General features: G+C 75.1%; 14 protein-coding genes. 11 read left to right on the top strand and 3 right to left on the bottom strand.

What is annotated here, in order from left to right; translation table 11 throughout:
• Positions 1 to 39 precede the first annotated feature (39 nt).
• Complete coding sequence (gene sepH / locus FB558_RS44130; RefSeq protein ID WP_211366998.1) at positions 40 to 1,395, top strand: septation protein SepH; 1,356 nt, start codon at positions 40 to 42, stop codon at positions 1,393 to 1,395.
• Positions 1,396 to 1,429: 34 nt separating this feature from the next.
• Here the strand turns inward: sepH and FB558_RS31870 are convergent, their stop codons facing one another.
• Both FB558_RS31870 and FB558_RS31875 read right to left on the bottom strand, forming a co-directional pair.
• Positions 1,430 to 1,987 carry a DUF2537 domain-containing protein gene (locus FB558_RS31870; protein WP_142059923.1) on the bottom strand — a complete coding sequence of 186 codons (558 nt, stop codon included), beginning with the start codon at positions 1,985 to 1,987 and terminating at the stop codon, positions 1,430 to 1,432.
• A 37-nt stretch (positions 1,988 to 2,024) separates the two neighbouring features.
• A complete protein-coding gene (locus FB558_RS31875; protein WP_142059925.1) occupies positions 2,025 to 2,822 on the bottom strand; it encodes a TrmH family RNA methyltransferase in 798 nt (265 codons plus the stop codon).
• Positions 2,823 to 3,004: 182 nt separating this feature from the next.
• Between FB558_RS31875 and FB558_RS31880 the strand changes: the two genes are divergently transcribed.
• From FB558_RS31880 to FB558_RS31905, 6 genes are all read left to right on the top strand, one after another.
• Positions 3,005 to 4,516 (top strand): glutamate-cysteine ligase family protein, encoded by a 1,512-nt coding sequence (locus FB558_RS31880; RefSeq protein ID WP_142059927.1) that lies wholly within the window; start codon positions 3,005 to 3,007, stop codon positions 4,514 to 4,516.
• A 272-nt stretch (positions 4,517 to 4,788) separates the two neighbouring features.
• Entirely contained in the window at positions 4,789 to 5,601 is an 813-nt protein-coding gene (locus FB558_RS31885; RefSeq protein ID WP_142059929.1) for a hypothetical protein, read from the top strand.
• Positions 5,598 to 6,260, top strand: coding sequence for a hypothetical protein (locus tag FB558_RS31890; RefSeq protein ID WP_142059931.1), 663 nt, complete (start codon positions 5,598 to 5,600; stop codon positions 6,258 to 6,260). The genes FB558_RS31885 and FB558_RS31890 overlap by 4 nt, the downstream gene beginning before the upstream one ends.
• A gap of 3 nt (positions 6,261 to 6,263) precedes the next feature.
• Positions 6,264 to 7,403, top strand: a complete 1,140-nt coding sequence (locus FB558_RS31895; RefSeq protein ID WP_142059934.1) for a VldE C-terminal domain-containing protein — start codon at positions 6,264 to 6,266, stop codon at positions 7,401 to 7,403.
• Between the two features lie 4 nt (positions 7,404 to 7,407).
• Positions 7,408 to 8,037 carry a hypothetical protein gene (locus FB558_RS31900; protein ID WP_142059936.1) on the top strand — a complete coding sequence of 210 codons (630 nt, stop codon included), beginning with the start codon at positions 7,408 to 7,410 and terminating at the stop codon, positions 8,035 to 8,037.
• Between the two features lie 3 nt (positions 8,038 to 8,040).
• On the top strand, positions 8,041 to 9,042 hold the full coding sequence (locus FB558_RS31905) for a glycoside hydrolase family 16 protein (protein ID WP_142059938.1): 1,002 nt from the start codon (positions 8,041 to 8,043) through the stop codon (positions 9,040 to 9,042).
• A 122-nt stretch (positions 9,043 to 9,164) separates the two neighbouring features.
• Here the strand turns inward: FB558_RS31905 and FB558_RS31910 are convergent, their stop codons facing one another.
• Positions 9,165 to 10,604, bottom strand: a complete 1,440-nt coding sequence (locus FB558_RS31910) for an NCS2 family permease (RefSeq protein WP_142059940.1) — start codon at positions 10,602 to 10,604, stop codon at positions 9,165 to 9,167.
• Between the two features lie 48 nt (positions 10,605 to 10,652).
• Here FB558_RS31910 and FB558_RS31915 point away from each other — a divergent pair, with 48 nt between their 5' ends.
• The 4 genes from FB558_RS31915 (at position 10,653) to FB558_RS31930 (ending at position 14,039) form a co-directional block, all read left to right on the top strand.
• Positions 10,653 to 10,907 (top strand): DUF2530 domain-containing protein, encoded by a 255-nt coding sequence (locus FB558_RS31915; RefSeq protein WP_142059942.1) that lies wholly within the window; start codon positions 10,653 to 10,655, stop codon positions 10,905 to 10,907.
• A 112-nt stretch (positions 10,908 to 11,019) separates the two neighbouring features.
• Complete coding sequence (locus FB558_RS31920; RefSeq protein WP_142059944.1) at positions 11,020 to 11,757, top strand: SDR family NAD(P)-dependent oxidoreductase; 738 nt, start codon at positions 11,020 to 11,022, stop codon at positions 11,755 to 11,757.
• Positions 11,758 to 11,832: 75 nt separating this feature from the next.
• Positions 11,833 to 13,119 carry an MFS transporter gene (locus FB558_RS31925; RefSeq protein WP_142059946.1) on the top strand — a complete coding sequence of 429 codons (1,287 nt, stop codon included), beginning with the start codon at positions 11,833 to 11,835 and terminating at the stop codon, positions 13,117 to 13,119.
• Positions 13,116 to 14,039: an SMP-30/gluconolactonase/LRE family protein gene (locus FB558_RS31930; RefSeq protein ID WP_142059948.1), complete on the top strand. Its 924-nt coding sequence runs from the start codon at positions 13,116 to 13,118 to the stop codon at positions 14,037 to 14,039. The genes FB558_RS31925 and FB558_RS31930 overlap by 4 nt, the downstream gene beginning before the upstream one ends.
• The last annotated feature ends 27 nt before the right edge of the window (positions 14,040 to 14,066 follow it).

A 14,066-nucleotide genomic window follows, 5' to 3' on the forward strand; every position in this document is an offset into this window, starting at 1 on the left:
GTCACCCGGACGGGGAGAACGAGAGCAGGAGGGCCGCTGATGCGGGCGCTGCGGGTCGTCGGGATCACCGAGGGCGGCGGTGAGATCTCCGTCGTCCTCGAGGACCCGGGCCGACGCGAGCGCTTCACCGTGCCCGCCGACGAGCAGTTGCGAGCTGCAGCGCGGGGCGACCTCACCCGGCTCGGACAGATCGCGATCGAGTTGGAGAGCCAGTTGCGCCCACGTGAGATCCAGGCCCGAATCCGCGCCGGAGCGTCCGTGGAACAGGTCGCGACGGCGGCCGGCGTCCCGCTGCAGAAGATCGAACGCTTCGCCTACCCCGTCCTGCTCGAGAGATCCCGCACCGCCGAGGTCGCGCAGCGTGCCCACCCCGTGCGCGCCGACGGCCCCGACTCGCGCATGCTCGGCGACGTCGTCGCCCACACCTTCGGCCTGCGCGGCCAGGAGTACGCCGACGCCGAGTGGGACTCCTGGAAGGGCGAGGACGGCAAGTGGATCGTCGCCCTGTCCTGGCGCGCGGGCCGTTCGGACAACCGCGCCCACTGGACGTTCCAGCCGGGCGCCCACGGCGGCACCGTCACCGCGGTGGACGAGCACGCCAGCGACCTCGTCGAAGGGCTGCCGGCGCGACCGCTGCGCACGGTCGGCCCGGTGATCGACATCGCCCGTCCCGAGGACCCCGCCCCGGCCCCCGCCCCCGACGAGGAGCTGCGCGCCGCGGCGTCCGACACGGTCCGCGGCGGCCGTCTCGAGGCCCCGCGCGAGCACGCGTCCGAAGCGCGCACCGTGGAGCGCGGTGCTCCCCGCACCACGCCCGAACCGCGCCGGCCGATGCCACCTGTGCAACGCCAGGCGCCGGCCGAGCCGCAGCGCCCCGAACCCGCACGACCCGAGCGCGCCCGCACCGACACGGCACCCACCCGGCGGCCGGAGCGCGTCGAGCGCGAGGAGCCGGTCGACGAGGAGCCGACCCGTCGGGAGGCCACCGCGAGCGACCGGCGGGAGGCGGAGCGGCCCGCGGCCGGCACCCGCGAGGCGGCCCGCACGGAGCGCCGCCGTCCCGAGCCGGCCGCGAAGCCCGCGGAGAAGCCCGCCGAGCGGCCGGCGCCGAAGGCCGAGCCCCCGGCCGCGGAGAAGCCCGCAGCCGACGCCGAGAAGCCCGCCGCTCCCGTCGTGGAGGAGCCCGTGGCCGCGGCCGCCGAGCGCCCGGTCACCGATCCCGAGCCTCCGGCCGCGGAACGACCGGCGGCGAAGGCCGAGCCCGCCGCAGCCCAGCCGGCCGCGACGACGGAGGACACCGCGAAGCCCGCCGCCGCGAACCGGCGCACCAAGAAGGGCAAGCCGGTCATGCCGTCCTGGGACGAGGTCCTGCTCGGGGTGCGCGGCCAGCGCTGAGGCGCGACACGGGCTGATCCCGCCCGAGGTCTCCTTAGTCGCCGAGCAACCCGAACAGCAGCACCACCCACGCCACCCCGAGCCCCACCGCCGCGCCCATCGCAGGCCAGCGCCAGAAGGGCACCTGCCGCAGCAGGTGCAGCGACGGGGCCAACCCGAGCGCGACGAGCACGTTCGCGGGCATCCAGAGCAGCCCGAACGCGTCGGCGAAGGCCCAGCTCAGCGCGACGTCGCCGACGGCGACGAGCACGGCTGTGAACGCGGACACGGCGAGCCCGGTGGCCCACGGGGTGGGCCCGGGCGGATCGGGGTCGACGCGCGGGATCGGCCCGCTCGGATGGGCCGGGACCGACTCCACGCGCCCCGTGACCGGGTCGGTGTACGTGACGGGCCTGCCGAGGGCGTCGGCCACCCGGACGGCGAGCTGCCGGCCGCGGCGCTGCAGCAGGTCGCGCTCCGCCGGGCCGCCCGCGGAGACCGTGACGGCGAAGGCCGCCCACTCACGGAGCGCATCCTCCAGCTCGGACGGCAGTGGCGGATCACCCGCTCGGCGCTCCCCGAGCAGGACCCGTCCCCCCGAGGCGAGCTCCACGTGACCAGCCTAGGAGATCCGCACCCGGTCAGGGGGCTCAGAGCGGGGCAAGCGCGTGGAAGGCCACCGCGGCCGCCGTCGCGACGTTCAGCGAGTCCACGCCCGAGGCCATCGGGATCCGCATCCGCGAGTCGGCGGCGGCGAGCGCGTCCGGTGTGAGGCCCGGGCCCTCGGCTCCCAGCAGGAGCGCCGTGCGCTCTCCCGCCGCCGCGAGCGGCTGCGCGTCCGCGGCCGGCGTGAGGGCGACGACGCGCAGGCCTGCGGCCCGCAGCACGTCCAAGGACGCCGGCCACGGGCCGGGCAGCTCGGCGAAGGGCACCCGGAGGACGTGGCCCATGGAGACGCGGACGCTGCGCCGGTACAGGGGATCGGCGCAGCGGGGCCCGAGCAGCACCGCGTCCACGCCGAGCGCCGCGGCGTTGCGGAACAGGGCGCCGAGGTTCTCGTGGTCGTTCACGCCCTCCAGCACGGCCACGAGCCGCGCGTCGCGCACGAGGGCGTGGACGTCGGGGGGCGCGGCCCGGTCGGCCACCGCCAGCACGCCGCGGTTGAGGTGGAAACCCACCACCGTGGCCATCGTCTCGGCGTCCGTGGCGTAGGCGGGCACGTCCACCCCGGCCAGGTCGTCGGCGAGCTCGTCGAACCGGCGCCGCACGCCCAGCAGGGAACGCACGGGGTAGGGCGACTCGAGCAGCCGCCGCACCACCACGACGCCCTCGGCGATCACGAGGCCGCGACCGCCCGGCCGGTCCGGGCGGCGATCCGCCGTCGTCAGGTCGCGGAAGTCGGTCACGCGCGGGTCGGCCGGGTCGTCGACGGGAGTGATGGTGGCCACGACCGGACATCGTCCCAGGCCACGCCGATGTGCTCGCAGCGGTCATCCGGTCGGCCGTAGCGAAGGGATCACCAGCCGTGCCACGGTGGACAGCCCGCGCGTGAGCGGCCGCCGCCGCGGTCGTCCGGCGCGAGCATCGAGACAACTCCGGGTCCCACCCGGGGCCGGGAGGCAGCGCACGCATGGGCCAGGACGTCGACCGGAGGACGTTCAGTCGACGCGATCGCCAGCGCTACCGCGCCAAGGTGCAGCGCTGTCTCGACGCACTCGCGGTGATGCTGCGCGAGCACCCGTTCGCGCGCGACGAACCGATGACCGGGCTCGAGGTGGAGCTCAACCTCGTCGACCACGACCTGGCCCCGTCGCTCGCCGGGGCCGACGTGCTGCGGGCCATCGGCGCCGCGCAGTTCCAGTCCGAGCTCGGGCGTTGGAACCTGGAGCTCAACCTGCCGCCGCGCCCGCTGCCCGGCGACCAGTGGCAGCACCTGGAGCGCCAGCTCGTCGACGAGCTCGCCGTCGCCCGCTCCAGCGCCGTGGACTGCGGCGCGCAGCTGGCCGTCATCGGGATCCTGCCCACGTTGCAGCGCCACGACCTCGTCGTCGAGGCCCTGTCGCCCGACCCGCGCTACGAGACGCTCAACGAGCAGATGCTGGGCGCCCGCGGCGAGCCGATCCGGCTGGACATCGCCGGTGACGACCCCTCGGGCCGGCACGGCGTCGAGCCGGAACACCTGACGGCGGACTTCGACTCCATCGCGCCCGAGGCCGCCTGCACCTCGATGCAGCTGCACCTGCAGGTCCACCCGGACTCCTTCGCCGGTTACTGGAACGCCGCCCAGTGCCTCGCGGGCGTGCAGCTGGCGGTGGGCGCGAACTCGCCGTTCCTGCTGGGCTCGCGGCTGTGGGCGGAGACCCGCATCCCGCTGTTCGAGCAGTCCTGCGACGTGCGCACCCCCGAGCTGCGCAACCAGGGCGTGCGGCCGCGGGTGTGGTTCGGGGAGCGTTGGATCACCTCGATCCTCGACCTGTTCTCCGAGAACGGCCGCTACTTCCCGGCCCTCATGCCCCACACGGACGACGACAGCGACCCGATGGCCGAGCTGGAGGCGGGCACCGTGCCCGGCCTGGACGAGCTGCGGCTGCACAACGGCACGATCTGGCGCTGGAACCGCCCGGTGTACGACGTGGCCGACGGCGTCCCGCACGTGCGGGTCGAGAACCGCGTGCTGCCCGCCGGGCCCACGGTCGTCGACATGGTCGCCAACGCGCTGTTCTTCTACGGGCTGCTGCGCACGCTCGTCGAGGCCGAGCGGCCGCTGTGGAGCATGATGTCGTTCGAGGCCGCCGAGGAGAACTTCATCACCGCGGCCCGCCACGGCCTGGAGGGGCCGCTGTACTGGCCGGGCACGGGCTGGATCCGGCCCGACGAGCTCGTGCTGCGCAAGCTGCTCCCGCAGGCGGCCGACGGGCTCGCGCGCTGGGGCGTCGAGTCCGACGTCACCGACCGCTTCCTCTCGATCATCGAGCAGCGCTGCGTCGCCCGCCGCACGGGCGCCGCGTGGCAGCTCGACACGGTGGCGGCGCTCGAGTCGGCCGGTGCCGACCGGCCCACCGCCCTGCACGGGATGCTGGAGCGCTACCTGGAGCACTCGGCCGCGAACGAGCCGGTGCACACCTGGCCGCTGCCCGGCTGACACCGGCCCGGACGCCGCCCTCGCGTTCACTATTGCAAACCGCTTCCCCGTTCGGCCCCACGGCGGCGGCGGCGCTCCTACCGTCGTGCGCGCACCCAGCGGCACCACCCGCGGCACCGGCGAGGACCAGAGCCCGCAGCCCGCCTGCGGGCGGCTCCCGCGCGCCCGACGACAGGGGGACCCATGCCCGCAGCCCGCAGACCGGACCGCAGCCCCGCCCCTCACGGCCCCGCCCTCAGCGCTGCCCCGGCGCCCACGGCCCGGTGATCGCCGTGGCCCGGTTCCGGCTCTTCGGACGCGCCCCCGAGACGCCTCCCGCGCAGGAGGCCACGCCGGCCGCCCCGCCGCCCGCGCTCCCGCCCTACCCGTCGGGGGGATGGCCGCCGCCCGCGGGCGCGGGTGCGCCGTGGCCGGCACCCGGTGGGCCGGCAACGCAGGCGGCCCGCCCCGCCTTCCCACCGCCCGTCGCGAACGAGCCCGCCACCGACCCGCGCGGCTTCCCGCCGGTGCCACCGCGCCCTGCGTGGCGTCCGCGCGTGCCACCGGCCCCCGACCCGGCGGAGGCCGCCGCGCTGGCCGGGGCGTTCGCCGTCGACTACCTGTCATGGGACGAGGACGACCCCGCCCGCCGGGGCCGGGTACTGCACGGCTACCTGGCGGCCGCGGGCAGCGACCCGGCCCGGATCGGGTGGACCGGCCACGGGCGGCAGCGGGCCGACTTCGCGCTGCCCGGCAGTGTCCGCGCCGACGGCGACGGGCGCGTCCTCGTCGACGTCCGCGTGCGCGTCACGCCCTACCGGTCGGTGGGTGAGCACGACCCGCGCGGCGCGGGCCGGGAGCCCGAGAACGCACCGGTGGGCGTCCCCGCCGTCGCCCCGGCGCCCACGGGCCGCGGGTGGCGCAGCCTCGCCGCCTGCTGGGTCCGCCTCAGCGTGCCCGTGGTGCTGGAGGGCGGCCGCCTCGCGATCGACGCGTGGGAGGAGACCCTCGACGCCGAGGAACCCCCGCCGCCCCCCGCGGAACCCGACGACCACACGCTCGCCGACGACGACCCGCTCGCCGAGCACCCCGGAGGTGGCTGGTGAGCGCGGTGCGCCGACCGGTGATCGTCGGCCTCGCCCGCGGTGCGGGCACCAGCACGCTCGCGGCGGCCCTGCACGCCACCGACGGCGGGCTGCTCCGGCCGGGTGCCGCGGGCGAGGCCGACGTCCTGCTCTGCCCGTCCGACGCGGCGTCCGTGGGGCACGCCGCGAGGCTGGCCCGCGCTCCCGCAGGCCCGCGTCCGGTCCTCGTGCTCGCGCAGGCGCCCGGCCCGCCCGCCGCGCCACCGCGGGCGATCCACGGGTTCGCCGCCGTGCTCGCGCTCCCCCACCTCGCCCGGTGGGCGGGCACCGACGACCGCGCCACGGCCGCGGCGGTGCTCGCGTTCCCGCCGGACGCCCTGCCGCCCGACGTCGCCTCCTACGCCGCCGCCCTGCGCCGCGTCGTGGACGTCCTCACCGGCTCGGGGATGCTCGACCGCCTGGCTCCGCCGCTCGTCAGCAGGCCCGCCGCGGCGGTGCTGCGAATCGGGCTGCAGCCGTTGCCCCGGCCCGTCGCGACCGCGGCCCCCACGACGCTGGCCGCGACCACGGCACCCACGACCACGGCGCCGGTCCCGAGGTGGGTCGGGCCGCGTTCCGAACCCGACGACGACACCCTCGAAGCCGGGCCCCCGCCCCTCGCGGCGGGACGGGCGGGGTGAGCGGTGCCGCGCACGACACGGGGGCGCAGCCCGCTCGCGGCCGCGATCGCCGCGCTGGCGGCGGTGCTGCTCATGGGCGCCGCACCCGCCGAGCCGCCCGCATCCGACCGGGTGTCCGGGGTGGCCACCGACGCCGTCCCCGCGCCTGCCCGCGACGCCCTCCCCCTGATCACCGAGCTCACCGCCACGCATTGCCCGGAGCTCCCGCCGGTGTGGGTCGTGGCGCAGGTGCAGGCCGAGTCCGGCTGGGACGCGGCGCTCACGTCGTCGCGGGAAGGCGGGCCCGCCGGGCTCTACCAGTTCAGCGCGCAGAACTGGGAGGCGGCGGGCGGGCGGGCGTGGGCGTCGGACCCACCGGGGCACGACGACGACGTCCTGTCCGCCGAGGCGCACCTGCGGGTCGCGGTGCCCTGGGTGTGCGCGAACCTGCGCGCGGTCACCGCGCACCTGGAGGCCACCGAGAAACCCACCACACCGCTCGACGCGATGCTCGTCTGCCACATCGCCGGATGCGGGCGGGTCACCGGCAGCGAGACGGGGGTCCCGCAGGCGGGCGAGGCGGGCTGCGGCGAGCGGTGCGCGCAGGTCGTCGCGCGGTACGTCGCCGCGGTGCACGCCAACCTCGAGCGCTTCAGCGCGCCGGAACCGGCACCTCAGGAGCAGGCCGCGCCGGCGGCGCCGGCGCCGTGGACCGGTGGGGCCACCGGCTGCCGGCCGCCCGACCCCACCGGCGACGGCTGCCTCACCGGCGCCACCCGGCACGGCCTCCAGGCGGCCGCGGCCACCTTCGGCAGCTGGTCGGACGGCCCCGTGATCCGCTCCGCCGGATGCTGGGACGAGCACGCCTGGAACCCCCGCAGCGACCACTCGCGCGGACGGGCGTGCGACCTGTTCGCCACCGAGCCCGGCACGTTCGCCGACGGCACCGACCTGGAGGCCGGGTGGCGCGTCGCCGACTGGTTCCGCAGCAACGCCGAGCCGCTGCGGGTCAAGTACCTGATCTGGCAGGGGCGCTACTGGGCGCCGGACGTCGAGGACCAGGGCGACGGCTGGGGCAAGCGCTACAGCGGCGGCGGTGTCTACGACGTCCGCGACGCCACCGGCGGCCACTTCGACCACGTCCACATCAGCTTCCAGGAGTGACACCGTGACCCGGACGCCGACCCGGACGCGCACCCGCCCTGCCCGGATCTCCCTGCTCGCCGCGCTCTCGGCCGCCGCGGTGGCACTGCTCGTGTTCTCCCTCGTCGGCGGGGCCACGCAGGCCACCCCGCCGTCCGGCGACCCGCCGTCGGGAGCGGCCATCGGCGAGGAGGACCGCCGCGCGGTGGACGCCGCACCGGTGCGACGCGGAGCGCCCGCGCCGCCCGCCGACCCCGCCGTCGACCCCGCCGACCCCGACGCGGTGGCGCGCGCCTACCTCGCGGCCGCCCACTCCACCACCCCCGACGACGCCGGGCGCACCTCGCTGCGGGGCGCCGCGTACGCGGTGCCGGGGAGCCCACCGGCCACGGTCGGCGTGGTGGTCCTCGACCCGCCGCCCGCGGGGCAGGCGCGCACCGCCACCGTCACGGCGCTGTCGCTCGTCACCGCGGACGCGGGCGACCGCAGGCGCGCGTACCGGGCCGAGGTCGGCACCGCCACCGGGGCGCCGGGCGGCACCGCGGTCGTCGACCTCGGTACGCGGCACGTGGTGCTCGCCCGCCAGCCCGACGGCCGCTGGCTGGTGGCCGCCGACTCCCCCGCCACGCCCGAGCTGCTCGCCGGGGAGGACTGAGCGATGAGCTTCGAGGAGCTCGAGGAGCTGATCCGCAAGTACCTGGCCGCCGGCATCGCGGTCGTCGTGGTCGTCGTCGCGCCCGGCACCACCACGCCGGACGGCACGGCACCGGATCCGTCGGTGACCGTCGTCGAGCCCGAGCGGCCCGGCGCGCGACCCGACACCGAACCCGAGCCGGACGATCCCGCGCCCGCAGATCCTGGGCCCGCCGAGGAGCGCACGGGAGCCGACGGACGCGACCCCGGCCGGGCGGACCGGGCACCCGCCGACGGACCGGAGGAGGGCGCGGACGACGGCCGCGACGACACCCGGTCCGGGGAGCAGGAGTCCGCGGCACCGGCGGAGGGCTCCGACACCGAGGGCACCACGGCCGCGGCCGTCCACGGCTGGGGCACCCCGAACCGCGAGGACGACTTCACCGGCGGCACCGAGCAGTGGGACGTCTACGACGGGCCGGGCCACGCGGGCGAGGGCAGGCGGTCCCCGTCGGCGGTCACCGTGCAGGACGGGATCCTGACCATCACCGGCGACTCCAGCGGCACCACGGCGGGGATGGCCTGGAACCCGGGGCAGAAGTACGGGCGGTGGGAGGGGCGGGTGCGCGCGCCCGCGTCCGACCCCTCCTACAACGCGCTGCTGCTGCTCTGGCCCGACGCCGAGGACTTCCCGGTGGGCGGCGAGATCGACTTCATGGAGATGCTCGACCACACCCGGCAGACCACCGACATCTTCATCCACTACGGCGAGGACAACTCGCAGGTCAACGGCCAGGTGGAGATCGACGGCACCGAGTGGCACAACTGGGCCGTGGAGTGGACACCCGAGGCGATCACGGCGTACGTGGACGGCGAGGAGTGGTACCGCACCACCGACACCAGCATCTTCCCGCCCGGCCCGATGCACCTGTGCATCCAGCTCGACTGGTTCCCCGAGGGCGACACCCCGCAGGAGTCGACCATGCACGTCGACTGGGTGCGCCAGTACTCGCTGGAGGGCTCCTGAGACGGCTGTGGGGCCCGGCCTCGCGGCCGGGCCCCACAGGTTTCCCGAACTGACGCGCCGCTCCCACCACGAAGCGACGAGCTGAGGTTAGCCTACCCTCTCCTGATCGCGCAACCCCTCGATCATGCGCCGCCGAACAGGGCCTGCAGCGGCCCCACCGCGAAGTAGCCGACGAACGCCACCGCGACCACCCACATCAGCGGGTGCACGGTGCGCGCCCGGCCCGTGGCCACCGAGAGTGCCACGTACGAGATGAAGCCCGCGCCGATGCCGTTGGCGATCGAGTAGGTGAACGGCATCACCACGATCGTCAGGAAGGCGGGCAGCGCCACCCGGAACTCGCTGAAGTCGATCTCGGTGACCTGCCGGACGAGCAGCGCGCCGACGATCACGAGCGCGGGTGCGGCCGCCTCGATCGGCACCACCGCGTAGAGCGGGGTGAAGAACATCGCCAGCAGGAACAGCGCGCCGGTGAGCACGTTGGCGAGGCCGGTCCGCGCACCCTCGGCGATCCCGGCCGCGGACTCGACGTACACGGTGTTGGACGAGGACGACGCCAGCCCGCCCGCCACCGCGCCGGCGGCGTCGACCACCAGCGCGGGTCCGATCCGCGGCAGCTGGCCGTCCTCGCGGATGAAGCCGGCCTGGCGCCCGAGGCCGGTGACGGTGCCCATCGTGTCGAAGAAGTCGGCGAGCACCAGGGTGAAGACCAGCAGCAGCACGGTGAGCAGGTCGACGTGGGTGAAGGCACCGAAGGAGACGGCGCCCACGAGCGAGAGGTCCGGCACCCCGACGACGCTGTCGGGCAGGGCGGGCACCGAGAGCGCCCACCCGCGCGGGTTGGTCCCCGCCGACGGCCCCACCTGGACGATCGCCTCGACGATCACGGCGATCACCGTGGTGACGGCGACCCCGATCAGCAGGCCCGCCCGCACGCCGCGGGCCACCAGCATCCCGGTGATCAGCAGCCCGACGACGAACACGAAGGTCGGCCAGGAGGCGATCGAGTTGCCGATGCCCAGCCCGACGGGCACGGTCGTGCCCGCGGCGTCGGCGATGCGCCGCACGAAGCCGGCGTCGACGAACCCGATGAACGCGATGAACAGCCCGATCCCGACCGCGATCGCGGCCTTGAGCGGGGCGGGCACCACGTTGAACACCGCCGTGCGGAAGCCCGACGCCGCCAGCACGACGACCACCAGACCGTTGACGACGACCAGCCCCATCGCCTCCGGCCAGCTCATCAGCGGCGCGAGGGTGAAGGCCACGAGCGCGTTGATGCCGAGCCCGGTGGCGATCGCGAACGGGTAGTTGACGATCAGGCCGAACAGCAGCGTCATGACGCCCGCGACGAGCGCGGTGACGGCCGCGACCTGCGGCACGGTGAGCACGTTGCCCAGCGCGTCCGGCTTCGCGCCGGGGCCCTCGGCGCTGACGCTGCCGAGGATCAGCGGGTTGAGCACGACGATGTAGGCCATCGTCACGAACGTCACGAGGCCGCCGCGCAGCTCGCGACCGATGGTGGAGCCGCGTTCGGACACGCGGAAGAGGCGCTCGATCACGCGCACAAGCTAAGGCACGCCGGGGCGACCGGCACGTACGCTGGGCCGGTGGTCGCGCCCCCGCCCCTGCCGCCCCGGCTCACCCAGGTGCGCACGGTGGTGCTCGTGGGCACGACGCTGTGGCTGCTCGGGGCCGCCGGGCTGCTCGTCGCGGCGTGGGTGGGCCTGCGCCCCCTGGACATCTGGTTCACCACCTGCCTGGCGGGGGCGCTGCTCGGCGGGATCGGCTGGGCGATCTTCACCTGGCAGCGGGCCGCAGCCCGCAGGGGCAGCCGAACCGCCCAGCGAGGCCTCGGCCCTTAGCCCCCGAGCGCAAGCCCCGAGCGCACCTTGGAGCCGTACTGCTGCTGAGCGGCCCTAGAAACAGCAGTAAGGCTCCAAGGTGCTCTCGTCGGGGGTCTCTTACGCTTCCCGCATGACTGATCGTCCTACCGCCGTCGTCACCGGGGCCAGTTCCGGGATCGGGGCTGCCACCGCTCGCGCCCTGGCCCGCGCGGGGTTCCACGTCGTGCTCGGTGCCCGGCGGGTCGACCGGTGCGCGGCGATCGCCGCCGAGATCGACGGCACCGCGTTGCGGCTCGACGTCACCGACCCCGAGTCGGTGTCCGCGTTCGGCGCGGCCGTCCCGGACTGCCGGCTGCTCGTCAACAACGCGGGCGGGGCGAAGGGGCTCGAGCCCGTGGCCGAGGCCGACGAGGAGGCCTGGCGCTGGATGTTCGAGACCAACGTGATGGGCACGCTGCGCGTCACGAAGGCGCTGCTCCCCGCGCTGCTGGCCTCCGGCGACGGGCACATCGTCACCGTCACGTCGATCGCGGCGTTCGAGGCCTACGACAACGGCGCCGGGTACACCGGCGCCAAGCACGCGCAGTCGGTGCTGCACCGCACGCTGCGGGGCGAGCTGCTCGGGCAGCCGGTGCGGCTCACCGAGGTGCTGCCGGGCATGGTCGAGACCGACTTCTCGATGGTCCGCTTCGGCGGCGACGCCGAGCGGGCCGCGGGCGTCTACCGCGGGATCACGCCGCTCACCCCCGACGACGTGGCCGAGGTGATCGCGTTCGCCGCCACCCGGCCCTCCCACGTGAACCTCGACCAGATCGTGCTCAAGCCCCGTGCCCAGGCGAGCGCGACGCGGGCGCACCGCGACACCTGACGCGTTGACGCGACCGGCACCCGGCCCAGAAGATGGGTGCTGATCGTCTTCCCCGACGCGTCAGTGAGGTCGCCGGTGTCCGACAAGCCCACCGGCGCGCGCGCCGCGTCCTGGGTGCCCCGCGCCCACCCGCTGTCCTGGGCGACCCTGGCCGTCACCACCGGGGCCATCCTGATGACCGCGGTGGACGGCGGGATCCTGCCCGCGGTGCTGCCGGCGATCCAGGAGGAGTTCGCACTCACCGCGGCCCAGGCCGGGCTGGTGAACTCGGTGTTCTTCGCCGGCCTCATCGTCGGGGCGCTGGGCTTCGGGTGGCTGTCGGACCGCATCGGCACCGGGTACCGGCGCACCTGGACCTGGAACGTCGCGATGATCATCGGGATCCTCGGCGGAGCGCTCACGTTCGGGCTCGCGGGCAGCTTCGTGGCGTTCCTGCTGCTGCGCATCCCGATGGGGATCAGCCGGGGCGGTTCGGAGCCGGTGAACGTGGCGCTGGTCAGCGAGTGGTGGCCCAAGGAGTACCGCGGCTTCGCCGTCGGCGTGCACCACACCGGGTTCCCGCTCGGGCAGTTCCTCACCGGCGCGCTGATCGCGGCCGTGCTCGGCGTGGCCGGGTGGCGCGAGGCGTTCCTGCTCATCCCGCTGCTCGGGATCCCGATCATCGTCGCGCAGGCGTTCCTCGGCACGCGGCGCAACCAGCAGCGCGTCTACGACTGGATCGACGACCGCGGCCTCACCCGCCCGCTGCCGGAGCTGTCCAGCCGCCCCCGCGGATCAGGCCTCGCCCCGGTGAAGGAGGCCCTCGCCCACGCGAACGTCCGCTGGTCGGTCGTGCTGATCTTCCTCTTCCTGTGGGCGGAAGCGGGCGCGGTGACGTTCCTGACCGTTCAGATGGTGGACGCGGGCATGGGCCTCGGCCTGGCCGCGCTGCTGTCCGGCGTCTCGGGGCTCACCGGGTGGATCGGGCAGGTCGTCTGGGGCGCGTGGTCCGACCACGCGGGCCGCAAGTTCGCCATCCGGTTCCTGGTGCTCGGCTGGGCCGCCACCCTGCTGGGGATGATCTTCATCAGCAGCCCGGCGAGCGCGTGGATCGTGCTGCTCGCGTGGGGGCTGTTCCGCAACGCGCCGTTCCCCGTGGTCTACGCCCTGCTGATCGACTCGGTGCCGCGCGCGGCCGGCACCGCGATGGGCATCATGATCGGGGTGGCGCTCGGCGTGTCGGGCGTGCTCGCCGCGGCCGTGTCGGGCTGGATCATCGACACCGCCGGGTTCACGGTGCACTACGTCGTGCTCGCCGTGATCTGCTTGCTCGGGCTGCTGCCGCTGGCCCGGATGACCGAGACCGTGGAGGTACGACGATGACCGAGCTGCTCGACCACGGGCTGCTCGCACCCGGCGCCGAGCTGGAGGCGGTGGCCACCGGTTCCACCTGGGCGGAGGGGCCGGTGTGGATCGCCGCCGAGCGCGCCGTGCGCTACAGCGACATCCCGAACAACCGCATCCTGCAGTTCTCCGAGACCACGGGCGAGCTGTCCGTCTACGCCGAGGACGTCGAGTTCACCAACGGCCGCACGCTCGACGTGGACGGCTCGGTGATCCAGTGCTCGCACGGCAGGCGCGCCGTCGAGCGCGACCGCGCCGGCGTCATCGAGATCGTCGCGGACCGGTGGGACGAGCTGCGGTTCAACTCGCCCAACGACGTCGTCGTGAAGAGCGACGGCACGATCTGGTTCACCGACCCCTCCTACGGCATCCGCAAGCCCGGCGAGGGCCACCCGGGCGAGCTCGAGTACGGCGACCACTACGTGTTCCGCCACGATCCCCGCGACGGCTCGGTCATCCCGGTCGTGATCGACGTCGAGACCCCCAACGGCCTCGCCTTCTCCCCCGACGAGTCGCTGCTCTACGTCGCCGACTCGGCCGACTCCCCCGCCGAGGGCCACCGCGACCCGACCCGCCCGCCCGGGCACTCGATCCACGTCTACGACGTGTTCGACGGCCGGCTGTGCAAGAACGGCCGCGAGTTCGTCGCCGTCCAGCCCGGGGTGCCCGACGGCTTCCGGGTGGACGAGCACGGCAACGTGTGGACCTCGAGCCACGACTCGGTGCAGGTGTTCGCGCCGTCCGGGGAGCCGCTCGGCCTCGTCCCGGTGCCGGAGAAGATCGCGAACGTGTGCTTCGGCGGCGACGACGGGCGCACCCTCTACGTGGCGGCCAGCACCACGCTCTACCGCATCCGCACGACGGTGCGCGACGCCACGGCGGTGCTGCGGGGGATCTGACACCGCCAACAGCACCTTGGAGCCTTC

The organism is Pseudonocardia kunmingensis (genome assembly GCF_006716445.1).
GTDB classification, from domain to species: Bacteria; Actinomycetota; Actinomycetes; order Mycobacteriales; family Pseudonocardiaceae; genus Pseudonocardia; species Pseudonocardia kunmingensis.